The sequence below is a fragment of the Oerskovia sp. USHLN155 genome (assembly GCF_037145535.1).
GTDB classification, from domain to species: Bacteria; Actinomycetota; Actinomycetes; order Actinomycetales; family Cellulomonadaceae; genus Oerskovia; species Oerskovia rustica.
In genome coordinates, this window is sequence record NZ_JBBCXG010000007.1 from 182,244 (window position 1) to 197,234 (window position 14,991).

A 14,991-nucleotide genomic window follows, 5' to 3' on the forward strand; every position below is an offset into this window, starting at 1 on the left:
CGGGTGAGGGCCGATCGTGAGGGGTCGATTTTCCTCCGGGGCCGGATTCGCTGTACTGTTGCCACGCTCCCGCAGTTCGGAAGCGCCCGCTGGTTGCGCCTTGGTGCGGCCCGGTCGTCACGGATCGAGAGTTCATCACCCAGCACGGCAGGTTGCCCGAGCGGCCAAAGGGATCTGACTGTAAATCAGACGGCTCAGCCTTCGGGGGTTCGAATCCCTCACCTGCCACGCGATCGAGCGAGGCGTCACCCATCGGGTGGCGCCTCGTTCGCGTTTCCGGGGGTCGACGTGAGGGGGGGCGTGTGGTCACCAGGGCACTTCAGGGGCCAGGTCGCCGGCCCGACGGCGGTGCCGACCGCGGGCGGTCGGCCTCCGGTGCACCTCCGGGGCGCCCCCAGGTCGCGGGCGGTGCGGACAGCCGGGGGGTGAAGTCGTGACATGTCGGACCGGTTCCGCTCGCCCGGCGCACGTCCGCAGAGCGAGGGTCCCGCTCTCGCACGGGCCGCAGAATCGGCCTGATCACTGGGGTTTCGGGTGGTCGTCGAGGCCGATTTCGCACCACGGCCGAACCCGTGTAATCTTTTCACCGCTGCCCCGATAGCTCAGTCGGCAGAGCGTCTCCATGGTAAGGAGAAGGTCAAGGGTTCGATTCCCTTTCGGGGCTCTGTGAAGTGACGCGGGGTCGTCTCGCTGGAATACTGGCGACACGACCCCGCGTTCATCACGCGGCGGGGTAGCTCAGCTGGTCAGAGCGCACGGCTCATAATCGTGAGGTCGCGGGTTCGAGCCCCGCCCCCGCTACCACTTCCTGACAACACACCGTACGGCGGCCGGCGCCGTGCGGCCTAGCAAGCACGTAGCGCCCTCCGGAGGCGCGAGAGGTGGCACTACCGTGGCAAGCAAGAGCTCAGACGTTCGCCCGAAGATCACGCTCGCATGCGTGGACTGCAAGGAGCGGAACTACATCACCAAGAAGAACCGCCGCAACGACCCCGACCGTCTCGAGCTGGCGAAGTTCTGCCCGCGCTGCGGCAAGCACACCGCTCACCGCGAGACCCGCTGATCCAGCGGCTCCGCTGAGCATCTCCGCACGCATGGCGATCAACGCTGACTACGCCGGTCGTGAGTACCCGGCCACCGCCCCGTACTCGGTCGGCCGCGAGAAGATCCGCGAGTTCGCCGCTGCTGTCGGTTCGTCCCACCCCGCGCACCACGATGTGGCCACTGCGCGGGGTTTGGGCTATCCGGACCTGATCGCACCGCCCACGTTCGCGGTGATCGTCGCGCAGCGCGCCGAGGCGCCCTTCATCCAGGACCCTGAGGCCCGTGTCGACTTCACGCGGGTCGTCCACGCGGACGAGCGGTTCGTGCACCACCGTCCGATCGTCGCCGGCGACGAGCTCGTGACCGTGCTGCACGTCGACTCGATCACGCAGCGGACGGGCATCTCGATGGTCACGACCCGCGCCGAGATCGGCGCCCTGGCGGCGGACGGCTCCGGAACCGTCGAGCCCGTCGCGACCGTCACGTCGAGCCTCGTCGTCCGCGGGGAGGACGCATGACCGAGCACATCGCCTCTCCGGTGGGCACCACGCGACCGGACCTCTCCGCCCTCGCGGTGGGTGACGTCGTCGGGACGCGTGAGGTCCTCGTCGACCGGGCCTGCCTCGTCCGTTACGCCGGCGCGAGCGGCGACTTCAACCCGATCCACTGGAACGACGCCTTCGCGCAGAGCGTGGACCTGCCGGGCGTGATCGCGCACGGCATGTTCACCATGGGCGCGGCCGTCGCGCTGGTCGAGGACTGGGCCGGCGACCCTGGCGCGGTCGTGGACTACCAGACGCGCTTCACGCGCCCGGTCCCGGTGCCGAACCCCGGCGAGGCCGCGATCTCGGTGTCGGGCGCGATCGGCGCGATCGACCTCGAGGCGCGCACGGTCCGCATCGACCTCACGGTCACGTTCGAGGGCGCCAAGGTCCTCATGAAGGCGCAGGCGGTCGTCCGCCTCTAGGCCGCCTGGCCGCCTCAGGTCGCCGTACCGGCGACCCCAGCACGTCGAAGGGCGCCTCTCCCGGAGGGGAGAGGCGCCCTTCGTGCGTCGCGGGCCGCGTCGTGGGAGGGCGGAGGGTCAGGCGCTCGGCGCGGGCCCGGTCGTGGTGCCGGGCACGAGCTCGACGTCGAGCATGACGGTCTCCGGCTCCTTCCCGGCGAGGAGTGCGACGACCGCGTTCCCCAGCTGCGCGCCCTTCTCGGCGAGGGGCTGATGGACGCTCGTGAGGGTGTCGGGGCTGAGCCAGGGGAGGTCGAGCCCGTCGAAGCCGGCGACCGACAGGTCTTCGGGCACGCGCAGCCCGAGCTCCTTGGCGCCGAGGATCGCGCCCGCGGCGAGCAGGTCCGAGTGGGCGATGATCGCGGTCGGGCGCTCGTCGGCGGGGACCCACGTGCCGAGGATCTCGACGGCGGCCGCGTGCCCGTGCTCGACGAGCGACGCCTCGGTCTCCCAGGAGATGAGAGGCTCGACGACGTCGCGCACCCCGGTGAGCCGGTTGAGGGTGGGGGTGCGGTCTGCCTGGGCGAGGCGCTCGGCGTCGATGACTCCGCTGCGCCGCGAGTTGTCGAGGGGGAGCGAGATCTCGGCGATGCGCGTGTGGCCGAGGTCGACGAGGTGGCGGACGACCTCGGCGGTGCCGCGCCGGTCCTCGATGCCGACGAGCGGCGTGCCGGGGACGGGGCGTCCTTCGCCGATCACGACGGGCACGCCGCGGCGCTGGAGGGCGGCGAGGGTCGCGTCGTCGGTGCCGACCCCCCACACGAGGACCGCGACGTCCATCGCTGCGCTCTCGATGAGGGGGTCAACCGCGCGGGACGGGTCGTCCGAGGGGATGCCGGGGATGAGGAGCACGCCGAGGCCGCTGGTACCGAGCGTGGAGACCAGCCCGTCGAGCACCTGGACGGCGACGGGGTCGCGGAACGCGCGCTTGAGCTGGTCGCCGATCACGACGCCGACGATCCCGGACTTCCCGGAGCGCAGCTGGCGTCCGAGCGGGTTGGGGCCGGTGTAGCCGAGCTCGTCGGCCGCGGCCATGACGCGGTCGCGGGTCTCGGGGGTGATGGGGCCCGCGCCGGAGAAGGCGAGGGACGCGGTGGAGACGGACACCCCGGCGAGCGCGGCGACGCGGGCGAGGGTCGGGCGGCCTGGTGGCCTGGGTGCCTGCTCGGTCTCGGTCATCGTTGCCCCTCTGCCGGTCTTCTGGACGTTCTCGGATCCGGCGTGGCGCGCGGAAAGGTGTTTGACGGCGCGGCCAGACTACCCGCAGAATTGACCCCATGTCTCGAATCGTTTCGAAGGCCACCCCCGACGCAGGAATCGAATCGATTCGACCCGTGCTCGACCCCGGCCTCTCCCGTGCCCGTTGGTCCCTCCTGGGGATCTTCCTGCTCAACGGCATCACCATGTCGAGCTGGCTCGCCCGCATCCCGTCCGTCCGCGACGCGCTCGACATGACGCCCAAGGACCTGGGCTTCGTGCTGCTCGCCGGCGCGATCGGCGCCCTGATGACCGTCACGCTGGCCGGCCCGATCGTCAACCGCTTCGGCGGCAAGGTGACCATGCTCGCCTCGACGGCCTTCTTCGCCGCGGCCCTCGTGCTGCTCGGCGTCGGCCCGGCGACGGGCTCGGTCGCGCTGCTCGCCGCGGGCATCTTCCTCAACGGGGTGGCCTTCTCGCTCGGCAACGTCCCCATGAACGTCGAGAGCGCGAGCGTCGAGCGCCGCACGGGGCGCACGATCCTGCCCCAGTTCCACGCGGCCTTCAGCATCGGCGCGGTCGTCGGGTCGCTCGTTGGTGCGGCGTGCGCCGCGGGCGACGTCCCGGTCCTCGTGCAGTTCGTGGGCACGGCGGTCGTCGCGACGGTCTGGCGCCTCGTGAGCATCCCGCTGTTCATCCACGCGACGCCGCCGCGCCCCCGCGTCGACGGCCGCCTGGGCGACGCGAGCCCCGACGGCGTCGAGGCCGCCGCCGCCCTGCACCCGCGCTCGCGGCGCGTGCGCCTGGGCGCCGCGCTGAGCGCGTGGCGCGAGCCGCGCACCCTGCTGATCGGCCTGGTCATCATGGCCGCGGCGCTCTCCGAGGGCTCCGCGAACGACTGGCTGTCCCTCGCGGTCGTCGACGGGTTCGACCAGACCGAGGCCGTCGGCGCCGTGGTGTTCGGCGCGTTCGTCGGGGCCATGACGGTCATGCGACTGCTGGGGACGCGCCTCATCGACCGCTACGGGCGCGTCGTCGTGCTGCGCTTCTCGGGTGTGGCCTCGATCGGCGGCCTGCTGCTCTTCGGTTTTGCCCCCAACCTGCCGCTGGCCGGGGTCGGCGTGCTCGCGTGGGGCCTGGGGGCGGCCCTCGCGGTCCCGATCGGCATCGCCGCGGCGTCCGACGAGCCGCTCCAGGCTGCGAGCCGCGTCTCGGTCGTCTCGGCGTTCTCGTCGATGGCCTCGCTCGCCGCGCCGCCGCTGCTCGGCATCGCCGCGGAGACCATGGGGGCGCGGCACGCGCTCGTGCTCATCGTGGTCGCGATGGTCGTCAGCGTGCTCCTCTCGACCAAGGTCGCGCCGCTCTCCCCGAGCGCCTCGTCGCACCCCCTGCCCGACGACGGCGCGCCCGGCCCCGGGCCGGGTCGCGTCGTGCGGACGGTCGGCGAGGGCGGCCACACCTCCGACGTCCAGCGAGCGGAGTCTGACCGCGTGGTAAGCAATCACCCGGTACCGTCGACCGTGCGCGCCCGCCGGCGCCGGTCGGTCCGACGGCACACCGCTGCCGACCCCGCTCCGACGGCTCCGCCCGCACCGACCAGCCCGACCTCCCACCGACGCGAGGAGACCTCCGCATGACCACCCCGCCCTCGCCGCTCCCCGGCCAGAGCACCGTGAGCGCTGGCCGAGCCGTCCAGGCGGCCACCTGGTCCGTCTTCGCGGTGTTCTTCCTCAACGGGTTCAACTTCGCGAGCTGGGCCTCGCGCCTGCCGGCGGTCCGCGACGCGCTCGGGCTCAGCGAGGGCAGCATGGGCCTCCTGCTGCTCTTCGCCGCCGTCGGGTCGCTCCTCGCGCTGCCGCTCGCGGGCATGGTCGTGCAACGCATCGGCGCGTCGCGTGCGGTCCTGCTCTTCGCCGCGGTCAACGTGGCCGGTCTCGTCGTCGCCGTGACCGGGGTGTCCCAGGGCTCGGTCGACGTCGTGCGAGCCGGACTGTTCCTCTTCGGGATCGGGACCGGCGTCTGGGACGCCGCCATGAACATCGAGGGAGCGGCGGTCGAGCAGCGTCTCGGCAAGGCGATCATGCCCCGCTTCCACGCGGGCTTCTCGTTCGGCACCATGGCGGGAGCCGGCGTCGGCGCCCTGGCCGCGTTGGCGGCCGTGCCCGTCCAGTGGCACCTCGCAGCCGCGCTCGCGCTCAGCCTCCTGGGCGTCGTGTGGTGCGTGCGTTCCTTCCTGCCCGCAGGCGACGTCCAGACCGACGCGCCGCCGTCGGGCGCTGAGGACGCCGCGGGCGAGGACCCGGCGACCGCCGTCCACTCGTCGAAGGGCGCGCGGAGCGCCCTCGCGGCCTGGCGCGAGCCCCGGACCCTGCTGATCGGCCTCGTCGTCCTGGCCGCGGCCCTGACCGAGGGCGCGGCGAACGACTGGGTCGGGCTCGCGGTCGTCGACGGCTTCGGCACGTCGGACGCGATGGGCGCCGTGGGGCTCGGGATCTTCCTGACGGCCATGACGGGCATGCGACTGCTCGGCACGGGCCTGCTCGACCGCTTCGGACGCGTGGCCGTGCTGCGCATCTCCGCGGGCCTCGCGTTCGTGGGCCTGCTCGTGTTCACGCTCGTGCCCACCCTGTGGGTCGCGCTCGTCGGCGTGGTCCTGTGGGGCATGGGCGCGGCGCTCGGCTTCCCCGTCGGGATGAGCGCGGCCTCGGACGACCCCGCGCACGCCGCGGTCCGGGTCAGCGTCGTCTCGACGATCGGCTACTCGGCCTTCTTCGTCGGGCCCCCGCTCATCGGGTTCCTCGCCGAGCACATCGGCGGCTACCGTCCGGCGCTGCTGGTCATCGCGGTGCCGCTCGTGATCGGGCTGCTCGTCGTCAACGCGGCCAAGCCGCTGCCGACGGCCGCGGGCGGCGGGGGCGCAGCGGCGCACTGAGCACCCCGGGTCCTGCCCGCCGGACGGCGAGACCCGGCGAACTAGGCTGGACCCATGACCGCCACCCCCGCACGCCGCGTGTCCGCCGTCGAAGCCGTCGCCGAGGGCGGCGCCTCCGGGGCAGGTGAGGTGCTCGACCAACCGGCGCTCGCCGAGCTCACGACCCTGCGCGTCGGCGGCCCGGCGGACGCCTACGTCGAGGCCACGACCGAGGCAGAGCTCGTCGACGCCGTGCGCGCGGCCGACGACGCGGGCGAGCCGCTCCTCGTGATCGGCGGCGGGTCCAACCTGCTCGTGAGCGACGAGGGCTTCGGCGGCGTCGTGGTGCGGGACGTGCGCGCCGAGATCCGCATCGACGCCGAGGACACGTGCGGCGGCGGGAGCATGACCGTCACCGCGGGCCAGGACTGGGACCAGCTCGTGGAGCGGGCAGTGGCCCAGGAGTGGGTCGGGATCGAGGCGCTGTCCGGCATCCCCGGCACGGTCGGGGCGGCCCCGGTCCAGAACATCGGCGCGTACGGCCAGGAGGTCGCCGGGGTCGTGGCCTCGGTGCGGGTGTGGGACCGCGCGGAGTCGAGGATCCGGAACCTGCCGCTGATCGACCTCGCCTTCGGCTACCGCACCTCGCTGCTCAAGCGGAGCATGCACGCCTCGCCCGAGGGCGGCGACATCTGGTACCCGTCCCCGCGCTACGTCGTGCTCGAGGTCAACCTCCAGATGCGGCTCGGGACCCTGTCCGCCCCGATCGCCTACCCCGAGCTCGCGCGCCGCCTGGGCGTCCAGGTGGGCGAGCGGGCGCCGAGCGCCGAGGTGCGCGCCGCGGTGCTCGAGCTGCGCGGGGGCAAGGGCATGCTGCTCGACGACCCCACGGCCCCCGACCACGACCGCTGGAGCGCGGGCTCGTTCTTCACCAACCCGGTCGTCGCCGCGGACCAGGCCGACCTGCTGCCGGCCGACGCGCCACGCTTCCCGGTCCGCTCCGCGCTCCCGTCCCGCACGACCGGCCCGAGCCTGGGCGAGATCGACCCGACGCTCGTCAAGACGTCGGCGGCTTGGCTCATCGAGCACGCCGGCTTCACGAAGGGCTTCGGGGTGCACGGCCCGGCGAGCGCTGCGACGCTCTCGACCAAGCACACGCTCGCGCTCACCAACCGTGGCGGGGCGAGCGCGGCGGAGATCGTCGAGCTCGCGCGGGCAGTGCGCGACGGCGTGCTCGACACCTTCGGGATCGAGCTCGTCCCCGAGCCCGTGCTGGTGGGCGTCGCGCTCTGAGGCCTCGCGCGGACACCGCGAGGTAGCGGGAGCCCGTCGAGAGTGAGGGCCATGACCTCCTCCCTCGGCGCCGACCCTCTACCTGGCGGACCGCGGTCTCAGTAGACGAGCACCGTCGTGCCCTGCGGCGCGCCCCACGAGTCCCAGATCCAGTTCATCGCGCCGTTCGTGACGCGCACGCACCCGTGCGACGCGGGGCTCGGCGGCACCGAGCCGGAGCCGTGCACCGCGATGCCGCCCGTGAAGAACTTCGGCCGCCACATGCTGCCGAGCTCGAGCGACGACTCGTAGTTCGCGTCGACCTGCCGCCCCACCTGGAACGTGCCGCGGGGCGTCCGGGCCGTGTACGTCCTGCCCTTGGCCTCGTACCGCTCACCGTTGCCCGAGGATGCGTTGAAGACCTTGGTGACGTGCCCGTCGTCGACCGCGAGGACGAGCTGGCGGTCGATGTCGATCTCGATGACGTGGCCCGACGTGCTCTGCGCCGAGGGCCGGACGCCCTGGTCGAGCGCGGCCTGTGTCGCGGGGCCCACACGGCCGTCCCGGCTGATGCCCGCGGCCTTCTGCAGCGCCCACACGGCCTGCTGGGTGCCGGGGCCGAAGTCGCCGTCCGGGGTGGCGCCCCAGTAGCCCAGGTCGACGAGCCGCTGCTGGAGCGCCGTCACCCGTTCCCCCGTGCTCCCGCGGACGAGCTCGACGGTCGCCGGGTCCGGCGCGGGCTCGACCGGGGGCGGCTCGACGGGCGGTGGCTCGACGGGCGGTGGCTCGACCGCGGGAGGGGCAGGCTCGACCGTCGGGGTGGGGGTCGGGGCGAGGACCTCGGGGGACGGCGAGGGCGGCGCGCTCGGTGTCGTGGTGGGCCGTGGAGTCGCGCGGGGGGAGGCTTCCGGGGAAACCGATCCTGCCGCGCCCGGCCCGCCGTCGACCCGCGGTCCGAGCGCGTCGCACCCGCTGACGAGCAGCATCGCGAGCAGCGCGGCCGTCGCGGCTGCCCAGGTCTTCCGGGTCGATCGATCCCTCATGCACGTTCCCCCTCGACGTGGGGTCCTCCGCGAACCCGCTGTGACCACGGTCCCACGGCGTCGCGGGGCGTGGCGTGCCCAGGGAGCAGGGGTTGCGGAATCGTTGTGAACCCGGCCCGGGGTGCGGTGCGGCGGACCCGGGCCCGCTGCCGGGCCGCCCGGCACGCGGGCGTCGCCGGGACCCGCGCGACTCAGTCGCCGTGCCGGTGCAGGAGCTCCCCGCGCACGAGGTCGAGGATCGCGTCGTCGTCCAGACCTGCCTCGCGCACGGACACCACGAAAGCACGCGCGGCCTGCCGGGTGACGACGTCGGCGGGCGCCACGCCGTCGGACACGACCGTTCCCGCGCGCCGGTTCGTCGTGGTGACGCCCGCCGCCTCGAGCTCGCGATAGGCGCGCGCGACGGTGCCCGCCGCGAGCCCGAGGTCGGCCGCGAGCGCACGGATCGTCGGGAGGCGGTCGCCGACGAGGAGGCGCTCGGAGGCGACGTGCGCGACGATCTGCGACCGGATCTGCTCGTACGGCGGCACGCCCGAGGCGAGGTCGATCTCGAGGTGCAGCCCGCCGCCCACGGGCGGGCGCTCGGTGGAGGACACGTTCAGGCCTCCTGGGGGGCCCGGGCCGGGGCGATCCACGAGCACCCGACCACGGGCTCCTCGGCAACGGCAGTTATTTGTATCATCATGCCGATACAATGACAGGATGCTGCGGCCGGTGTCAACGGTTGCGTGAGAGGACTCTCACGCAGTCCTCATGTGGGCATCACTCCCGGCCGATGTCCTTGCTCCCATGGACACCGCCGCGCAGCTCCTCACCGGCCCCCGGGCGGGTGACCTCCTGGAGGCGGCGCTCGCGATCGACCACGTGACCCTCGGGTCGTGGCGGGTGCACCAGGTGCACGCCCGCCCTGGCGCGGAGGTGAGCGTGGGGTACGAGGTCACGGTCCGTGGCGAGACCGACGGCGCCCGCACACCGCCCGGGCGCCCCGAGTACCTCGTGGCCACCACCGCGGACCTCCCTCCGGACGTCGTCGAGCGGCGCGGGATCCTGCGCCTCGTGGACGGTGAGCAGACCGTCCACGTGTGGCGTCACCCCGTGGACCCGCTGCTCCCCGGTCTGGCGACGGCCTGTGACCCCGCGGTGCTCACCGACCGGTGGCGCTCGCTCGACCCGCACGCGCCCCTCGTCCTGGGGCTCGACCTCGTGACCTACCGTCCGCTGCGACGCGCGGTGCTCCGCGCACGCACCACCGACGGTGACGTCTACCTCAAGGTGGTCCGCCCGGACCGGGTGACGGACCTCCGCATCCGCCACGACCTCTTCCTCGTCGCGGAGGCGGCCCCCATGGGCTACACGCTGTCGGCGCCGCCCGCGGCCCCGCGCGTGCTCGCCTCGCTCGGCGAGGGGATCCTCGTGCTCGCCGCACGGCCCGAGGAGACGCTGGCCTCCGCGATCGCATCCACCCCGCGGCACGAGCAGCCGCTGACGATCGACCCGCACGAGCTCCTTCGCGCCCTCGTCGCTCTCCCGCAGGACGCGGCCCTGCTCGAGCGCCGGGTCGCGTGGGCCGAACGGTCCGAGCACTACGCGCGCGCCGCCGTCGGGCGACTTCCTGGCCATACCGGGCGCATCGAGGCCCTCGAACGCTCCCTGCGCCGGATCGTGGCCGACCGCGACCCCGGACCCGTGGTCGCGACGCACGGCGACTTCTACGAGGCCAACGTCCTGCTCGTCGGCGGAGCCGGGTGCCGTCGTGTCGCCGCAGTCCTGGACGTCGACACCCTGGGCCCCGGCCACCGCATCGACGACCTGGCGTGCATGACGGGCCACCTCGCGGTCCTGGAGACCCTCGCACCCCAGGTCTACCCGGGCGTCCAGGGCCTGGTCGACCGCTGCCTCGCGGTGTTCGGCGAGGCCACCGACCCGATCGGGCTGCGTGCGCGCAGCGCCGGCGTCGTCCTGTCGCTCCTGCCGGGCGCTCCCCGCGAGGCGCTCGCGGAGGCCTGGCTCGGTGTGGCCGAGGAGCTCCTCGCGGGAGCAGAGACGCGTCTGAGAGTCCTCTCACGTCCGGCTCCTGCTCCTCTCACGTCGGGCAGCGACTGTCGTGACGACGGGGCGGCAGCTCGGCCGCTCATCGTCTGAGGAGGTTGGAAGACATGGACGCACGCAGGATCTGGATCGCCACGGGAACGCTCGGAGTGCTCGGCGTCGGACTCGGCGCGACGATGGCCGCAGCGGAAGCGCGCGCCGACGTCGACGCCCCGGCGGCCGTCGAGTCCGGTGACGACGCGACGACGGCGCCAGGCGCAAGCCCGAGCCCGAGCCCGAGCCCTTCGGACCTGGACCCGTCGAGCTCCACGACGACGGTGTCCACCAGCACCGCGGTCTCCGCACAGACCGCGAACACGGCACCGAGCCCGGTGAGCGCGCAGAGCCCGGTCTCGGCACAGACGTCCCCGTCGGCGCCGACCCCCTAGGGGGAGGCGCCCTGACGGGGCGACTCGGCGGTCGGCGCGTCACCGACCGTACGCGAGAGGGCGGAGGCACACGGGCCTCCGCCCTCTCGTCGTCCTGTGCTCCTGTGCTCCTGTGCTCCGGTGCTCCGGTGCTCCCGCCAGGCCGACCACGCGACCCCGCAGGGCTCAGGCCGCGGGATCCGCCAGCCGGTAGCCCATGCCACGCACCGTGACCACGCGCTCGGCACCGAGCTTGTTGCGCAGGTACCGCACGTACACGTCCACGACGTTGGAACCGGGGTCGAAGTCGTAGCCCCACACGCGCGACAGCAGCTGCTCACGGCTCAGGACCTGACCGGGGTTCCGCAGGAACGTCTCGGCCAGCGCGAACTCGCGGGCGGACAGGTCGACCTCGCGATCCTCGGTGCGGGCCCGGCGGGTGCGCAGGTCGAGGCTGAGCGAACCGTGCGAGAGCACCGTGACCTCCCCGGCGGGTTCCGTGCGCAGACGCAGCCGGATGCGGGCCAGGAGCTCCTCGAAGCGGAACGGCTTGACCATGTAGTCGTCGGCGCCCCCCTCGAGACCGGCGACGGTGTCCGTCACGGACGAGCGGGCCGTGAGGATGATGACCGGGATGGTGCTGCGGGACGCGCGCAGGCGGCGCAGGACGGTGAAGCCGTCCTGGTCGGGCAGGCCCAGGTCGAGGATCATCAGGTCGTACTCCCCGGTCTGGGCCAGGTCGTACCCCTCTCGACCGGTGGTCACGGACGCGCTTGCGTAGCCGGCGGCACGCAGCCCCTTGGTCACGAACGACGAGATCCGGGTCTCGTCCTCGACGACGAGGATCTGGCTCACAACGATGTCCTTTCACCCTGACGTGCCCGAGAGGTGACCGGGATCTCCATGGTGAGAGGGGTCTCGGTCGTGGTGGCGAGCGGCGGCCTCGGGACGACGGGGGCTCCCCCCGTGCTGCCGTGGTCGGCCGGTTCGGGGACCGGAGGAGCGTGCCCGGGGTCGAGCGGGAGGTCGAGCGTGAAGGTCGAACCGAACCCCCGGGTCGAGGAGACCTCGACCCGTCCCTCGTGCCCTCCGGCGATCGCGCTGACGATCGCGAGGCCGAGCCCCGCGCCGTCGCGGAACGCCGGCTCACGCTCGGCCTGCGCGAAGCGGACGAAGATGCGTTCGAGCTGGTCGGGGGAGACGCCGATGCCCTCGTCGCGCACCCACAGGCGTATCCGACCGTCGCGGACCGAGGACCCCAGGGTGATCCTGGTGCCGGGCGCGGAGAACTTCACGGCGTTGGACGCGAGCTGCAACCAGGCCTGCGTGAGGCGCTGCTCGTCGACGTGGGCCGTGGCCCCGGTGCGCGCGTCGACGGTCCACCGGCGGTCGCCCAGGAGGCGCGCCTTGTCGAGGATGTCGTCCGTGAGCCGACCGAGGTCGGTCTCCTCGAGCCGCACGAACCCGGGGCTGCCCGCCGTGGCGAGGGTCATGAGGTCGTCGACGAGCCGGTGCATACGGTCGAGCTCGTCGAGAGCGAGGTCGCGCGTGCTCGCGGCGTCCTCCGGGTCGTCGGGGTCCATGAGCTCGAGGTGCCCCCGCACGATCGTCAGGGGAGTGCGCAGCTCGTGCCCGACGTCGTCGAGGAGCTCGTGCTCGGCGTCGAAGGCCGCGGCCAGGCGGTCCAGCATCTCGTTGAAGGCGTGCGTGAGCTCCGAGACGTCGTCGTTGCCCGTGACGGGGATGCGCTCGGACGTGTGGGTGTCGCTGATCCGCCGGGCGGTCTGGCCCAGTAGCCGCACGGGGCGCAGGAGGCGGCCTGCGACGAGCCAGCCCACCCCGGCGATCAGCAGCAGGGCCACGACGGCGATGACCGCGTAGGTGCGGAAGACCTGGTCGAACTCGGCGTGCTCGGCGCTGCGGTCGAACGCCAGGACGAGCGCGGACGGGACGTCGCCGTCGGTCACGGGCACGACGAGGACGCGGTAGCTCGAGCGCGGGGTCGTGATCTCGCGCAGCACCACCTTCTGCCCGGTCGTGAGGGGTTTGAGCGCGTCCATGAGGACCTCGTCGTCCTCGAGCCGCAGCGGCACGGGCGACGCCGCGATCCACTGGGCGCGTCCCGCGCGGAAGCCCACCATGCCCTCGTGCGGGGCGGGGACGGTCTGTCGCATCGCGGTGTTCACGAGGTCGTCCGACGACGTGAAGCGCTCACCGGTCGCGGGGTGCACGCCTTCGTGGGCGAGCGCCTCGAACTCCTCGAGGGAGCGCATGAGCGACTGGTCCATGCGGTCGTCCACGTGCGCGCGCTGGGCCGTGTAGGCGACCCCGCCCGCGATGATCAGGCCGAGCGCGGCCAGGGCCAGGACCGCCCCGAGGATCCGGGCGCGGACCGTCTGGAGCCTGGACGGCGCCCGGCGGGGCGCGGGCTCGGTGCCCTGGGTGTGCTGCGCCATCATCCGTTCCCTGTGTCTGGGGTCCACATGCCGTCGTCGTACTCGTCGGACGGGCGGTACATGCCGTCGTCGTACTGGTCGCCCGGGTGGTACATGCCGTCGTCGTAGGGCTGTTCGGGGGTCTTGCCGACCGTGTCCGTCCCGCTGCGGGGCGGCGCGGGCTGCACGGGGACGAGCGGCGAGCTCGGGGTCACCGGCTCGTCCTCGCCACCGCCGTCGTTGTCGTCGTCGTCCGGCTCGTCGTCGGTCTCGTCGGGCGGCGGCGTAGGGGTCGGAGACGGCAGGGTGGTCTCCTGGGGGGTGGGTGCGGGAGCGAGGACGACGAGCCCCCGCAGGTCACGGTCCGGGGGGCTCGCGGAGACGATGGCGACGGCGCCCGCGCCCGCACCGAGTGCGACCAGCACGAGCGTGATCACCCACACCGTCGTCCGTCGCATGGCGCGAGTATCTCGGGTACGCATGAGAGACGGATGAGAGCGTGTGTCACCCGGGGCCGCGCCGTCCGCCCCGTCGCCGGCCCCTCGTGTCACCGCACCGACCGCCCGCCACCTGAGGCGGGGACGCCCGCCGGCGCTGCGGGGTCCTGCGCGAGCCAGGAGTCGACGCCCGCGAGCAGCCGGGCCCGCGTGGCAGCGCCGGCGCGGCTCGCGCGGATCGAGGACCGGGCCAGGTCTGCGAGGTCCTCGTCGGAGAACCCGTGCTCGGTCCGCGCGGACTCGTACTGCGCCACGAGGCGCGAGCCGAAGAGCAACGGGTCGTCGGCGCCGAGCGCGACCTGGGCGCCCGCGTCGACGAGCGCCCCGAGCGGGACCTGCGCGCCGTCGTCGTACACCCCGAGGGACACGTTCGAGGCCGGGCACACCTCGAGCGCGACCCCGCGCTCGACGACCTGCTCCAGGACCCGCGGGTCCTCGACCGAACGCACCCCGTGCCCGATCCGGTCGGGGTCGAGGTCCGTGAGCACCTCGGACACGTGGTCGGGGCCGAGCAGCTCGCCCCCGTGCGGGACGAGCGCGAGTCCCGCACGACGTGCGATCGCGAACGCCGGGGCGAAGGCAGCGGTGTCCCCGCGCCGCTCGTCGTTGCTCAGCCCGAAGCCCAGGACCTCGCCCGGTCCGTCGCCCACGTACTGGGCCGCGAGACGTGCGAGGGTCCGCGCGTCGAGCGGGTGGCGCATGCGCGACGCCGCGACGATCACGCCCACCTCCGTCCCGGTCGCCGCGCTGGCCTCCCGCGCCGCGTCGAGCACGATCTCCACGGCGGGCGAGATGCCGCCCACGAAGGGTGCGTACGACGTCGGGTCGACCTGGATCTCGAGACGACCCGACCCCTCGGCGGCGTCGTCCTGCGCGGCCTCGAGCACGATCCGGCGCATGTCGGCCTCGGAGCGGACGCACGCGCGCGCCGCGTCGTACAGGCGCTGGAACCGGAACCAGCCGCGCTCGGTCGCGGGCAGGCGCAACGGGTCTCCGTCGAGCAGGGCCGAGGGGAGCCGTACGCCGTACTGCGCGGCGAGGTCGTGCAGCGTCGCCGGTCGCATGGAACCGGTGAAGTGCAGGTGGAGGTGGGCCTTGGGGAGCTTCGCCAGATCACGCACAGAGGCAGT

15 protein-coding genes and 3 tRNA genes are annotated in these 14,991 nt (G+C 73.4%); 11 read left to right on the forward strand and 7 right to left on the reverse strand.

From position 1 onward, the window contains the following. Nucleotides 1–146 precede the first annotated feature (146 nt). From WFH32_RS11865 to WFH32_RS11890, 6 genes are all read left to right on the forward strand, one after another. Nucleotides 147–228 (forward strand) — tRNA-Tyr (locus WFH32_RS11865). Nucleotides 229–591: 363 nt separating this feature from the next. After that, nucleotides 592–664, forward strand: a tRNA-Thr gene (locus WFH32_RS11870). Nucleotides 665–727: 63 nt separating this feature from the next. Further along, nucleotides 728–804 (forward strand) — tRNA-Met (locus tag WFH32_RS11875). An 88-nt stretch (nt 805–892) separates the two neighbouring features. Further along, on the forward strand, nt 893–1,063 hold the full coding sequence (gene rpmG / locus WFH32_RS11880; protein ID WP_030151977.1) for a 50S ribosomal protein L33: 171 nt from the start codon (nt 893–895) through the stop codon (nt 1,061–1,063). 31 nt (nt 1,064–1,094) lie between these two features. Next, nucleotides 1,095–1,562 (forward strand): FAS1-like dehydratase domain-containing protein, encoded by a 468-nt coding sequence (locus WFH32_RS11885; protein ID WP_336707579.1) that lies wholly within the window; start codon nt 1,095–1,097, stop codon nt 1,560–1,562. Further along, nucleotides 1,559–2,011, forward strand: a complete 453-nt coding sequence (locus WFH32_RS11890; protein WP_336707581.1) for a MaoC family dehydratase — start codon at nt 1,559–1,561, stop codon at nt 2,009–2,011. The genes WFH32_RS11885 and WFH32_RS11890 overlap by 4 nt, the downstream gene beginning before the upstream one ends. Nucleotides 2,012–2,128: 117 nt before the next feature. Here WFH32_RS11890 and WFH32_RS11895 read toward each other — a convergent pair whose 3' ends face one another. Then, nucleotides 2,129–3,229 carry a LacI family DNA-binding transcriptional regulator gene (locus tag WFH32_RS11895; RefSeq protein WP_138825600.1) on the reverse strand — a complete coding sequence of 367 codons (1,101 nt, stop codon included), beginning with the start codon at nt 3,227–3,229 and terminating at the stop codon, nt 2,129–2,131. A 155-nt stretch (nt 3,230–3,384) separates the two neighbouring features. Here WFH32_RS11895 and WFH32_RS11900 point away from each other — a divergent pair, with 155 nt between their 5' ends. Genes WFH32_RS11900 through WFH32_RS11910 form a run of 3 tightly spaced genes read left to right on the forward strand, consistent with a single transcriptional unit; the run spans nt 3,385 to nt 7,451 of the window. Further along, entirely contained in the window at nt 3,385–4,884 is a 1,500-nt protein-coding gene (locus WFH32_RS11900) for an MFS transporter (protein WP_336707582.1), read from the forward strand. Then, complete coding sequence (locus WFH32_RS11905; protein WP_336707584.1) at nt 4,881–6,179, forward strand: MFS transporter; 1,299 nt, start codon at nt 4,881–4,883, stop codon at nt 6,177–6,179. The genes WFH32_RS11900 and WFH32_RS11905 overlap by 4 nt, the downstream gene beginning before the upstream one ends. A 54-nt stretch (nt 6,180–6,233) precedes the next feature. Further along, nucleotides 6,234–7,451, forward strand: a complete 1,218-nt coding sequence (locus tag WFH32_RS11910) for a UDP-N-acetylmuramate dehydrogenase (RefSeq protein ID WP_191795902.1) — start codon at nt 6,234–6,236, stop codon at nt 7,449–7,451. 98 nt (nt 7,452–7,549) lie between these two features. On the opposite strand, the gene WFH32_RS11915 is transcribed toward WFH32_RS11910, so the two are convergent. Both WFH32_RS11915 and WFH32_RS11920 read right to left on the reverse strand, forming a co-directional pair. Beyond that, nucleotides 7,550–8,473: a L,D-transpeptidase family protein gene (locus WFH32_RS11915; RefSeq protein ID WP_336707586.1), complete on the reverse strand. Its 924-nt coding sequence runs from the start codon at nt 8,471–8,473 to the stop codon at nt 7,550–7,552. A gap of 191 nt (nt 8,474–8,664) precedes the next feature. Continuing rightward, nucleotides 8,665–9,069: a GntR family transcriptional regulator gene (locus WFH32_RS11920; RefSeq protein ID WP_318244060.1), complete on the reverse strand. Its 405-nt coding sequence runs from the start codon at nt 9,067–9,069 to the stop codon at nt 8,665–8,667. Nucleotides 9,070–9,262: 193 nt separating this feature from the next. Between WFH32_RS11920 and WFH32_RS11925 the strand changes: the two genes are divergently transcribed. After that, nucleotides 9,263–10,615 (forward strand): phosphotransferase family protein, encoded by a 1,353-nt coding sequence (locus tag WFH32_RS11925; protein ID WP_336707587.1) that lies wholly within the window; start codon nt 9,263–9,265, stop codon nt 10,613–10,615. Between the two features lie 14 nt (nt 10,616–10,629). Next, entirely contained in the window at nt 10,630–10,950 is a 321-nt protein-coding gene (locus WFH32_RS11930; protein ID WP_336707589.1) for a hypothetical protein, read from the forward strand. Nucleotides 10,951–11,115: 165 nt separating this feature from the next. Here the strand turns inward: WFH32_RS11930 and WFH32_RS11935 are convergent, their stop codons facing one another. From WFH32_RS11935 to WFH32_RS11950, 4 genes are all read right to left on the reverse strand, one after another. Next, nucleotides 11,116–11,784, reverse strand: a complete 669-nt coding sequence (locus tag WFH32_RS11935) for a response regulator transcription factor (protein ID WP_336707590.1) — start codon at nt 11,782–11,784, stop codon at nt 11,116–11,118. Beyond that, complete coding sequence (locus WFH32_RS11940; protein WP_336707591.1) at nt 11,781–13,385, reverse strand: sensor histidine kinase; 1,605 nt, start codon at nt 13,383–13,385, stop codon at nt 11,781–11,783. The genes WFH32_RS11935 and WFH32_RS11940 overlap by 4 nt, the downstream gene beginning before the upstream one ends. Further along, a complete protein-coding gene (locus WFH32_RS11945) occupies nt 13,385–13,822 on the reverse strand; it encodes a hypothetical protein (protein WP_336707592.1) in 438 nt (145 codons plus the stop codon). Before WFH32_RS11945 ends, WFH32_RS11940 begins: the two co-directional genes overlap by 1 nt. 89 nt (nt 13,823–13,911) lie before the next feature. Further along, nucleotides 13,912–14,982: an adenosine deaminase gene (locus WFH32_RS11950; RefSeq protein WP_336707594.1), complete on the reverse strand. Its 1,071-nt coding sequence runs from the start codon at nt 14,980–14,982 to the stop codon at nt 13,912–13,914. Between the last annotated feature and the right edge of the window lie 9 nt (nt 14,983–14,991).

What these genes read in the sequence shown, in the direction of transcription:
- WFH32_RS11905 (WP_336707584.1), top strand. Translation starts at nt 4,881, where the DNA reads ATGACCACCCCGCCCTCGCCGCTCCCCGGCCAGAGCACCGTGAGCGCT.
- WFH32_RS11885 (WP_336707579.1), top strand. Translation starts at nt 1,095, where the DNA reads ATGGCGATCAACGCTGACTACGCCGGTCGTGAGTACCCGGCCACCGCC.
- WFH32_RS11925 (WP_336707587.1), top strand. Translation starts at nt 9,263, where the DNA reads ATGGACACCGCCGCGCAGCTCCTCACCGGCCCCCGGGCGGGTGACCTC.
- WFH32_RS11890 (WP_336707581.1), top strand. Translation starts at nt 1,559, where the DNA reads ATGACCGAGCACATCGCCTCTCCGGTGGGCACCACGCGACCGGACCTC.
- WFH32_RS11930 (WP_336707589.1), top strand. Translation starts at nt 10,630, where the DNA reads ATGGACGCACGCAGGATCTGGATCGCCACGGGAACGCTCGGAGTGCTC.
- WFH32_RS11915 (WP_336707586.1), bottom strand. Translation starts at nt 8,473, where the DNA reads ATGAGGGATCGATCGACCCGGAAGACCTGGGCAGCCGCGACGGCCGCG.
- WFH32_RS11895 (WP_138825600.1), bottom strand. Translation starts at nt 3,229, where the DNA reads ATGACCGAGACCGAGCAGGCACCCAGGCCACCAGGCCGCCCGACCCTC.
- WFH32_RS11945 (WP_336707592.1), bottom strand. Translation starts at nt 13,822, where the DNA reads ATGCGACGGACGACGGTGTGGGTGATCACGCTCGTGCTGGTCGCACTC.
- WFH32_RS11910 (WP_191795902.1), top strand. Translation starts at nt 6,234, where the DNA reads ATGACCGCCACCCCCGCACGCCGCGTGTCCGCCGTCGAAGCCGTCGCC.
- WFH32_RS11940 (WP_336707591.1), bottom strand. Translation starts at nt 13,385, where the DNA reads ATGGCGCAGCACACCCAGGGCACCGAGCCCGCGCCCCGCCGGGCGCCG.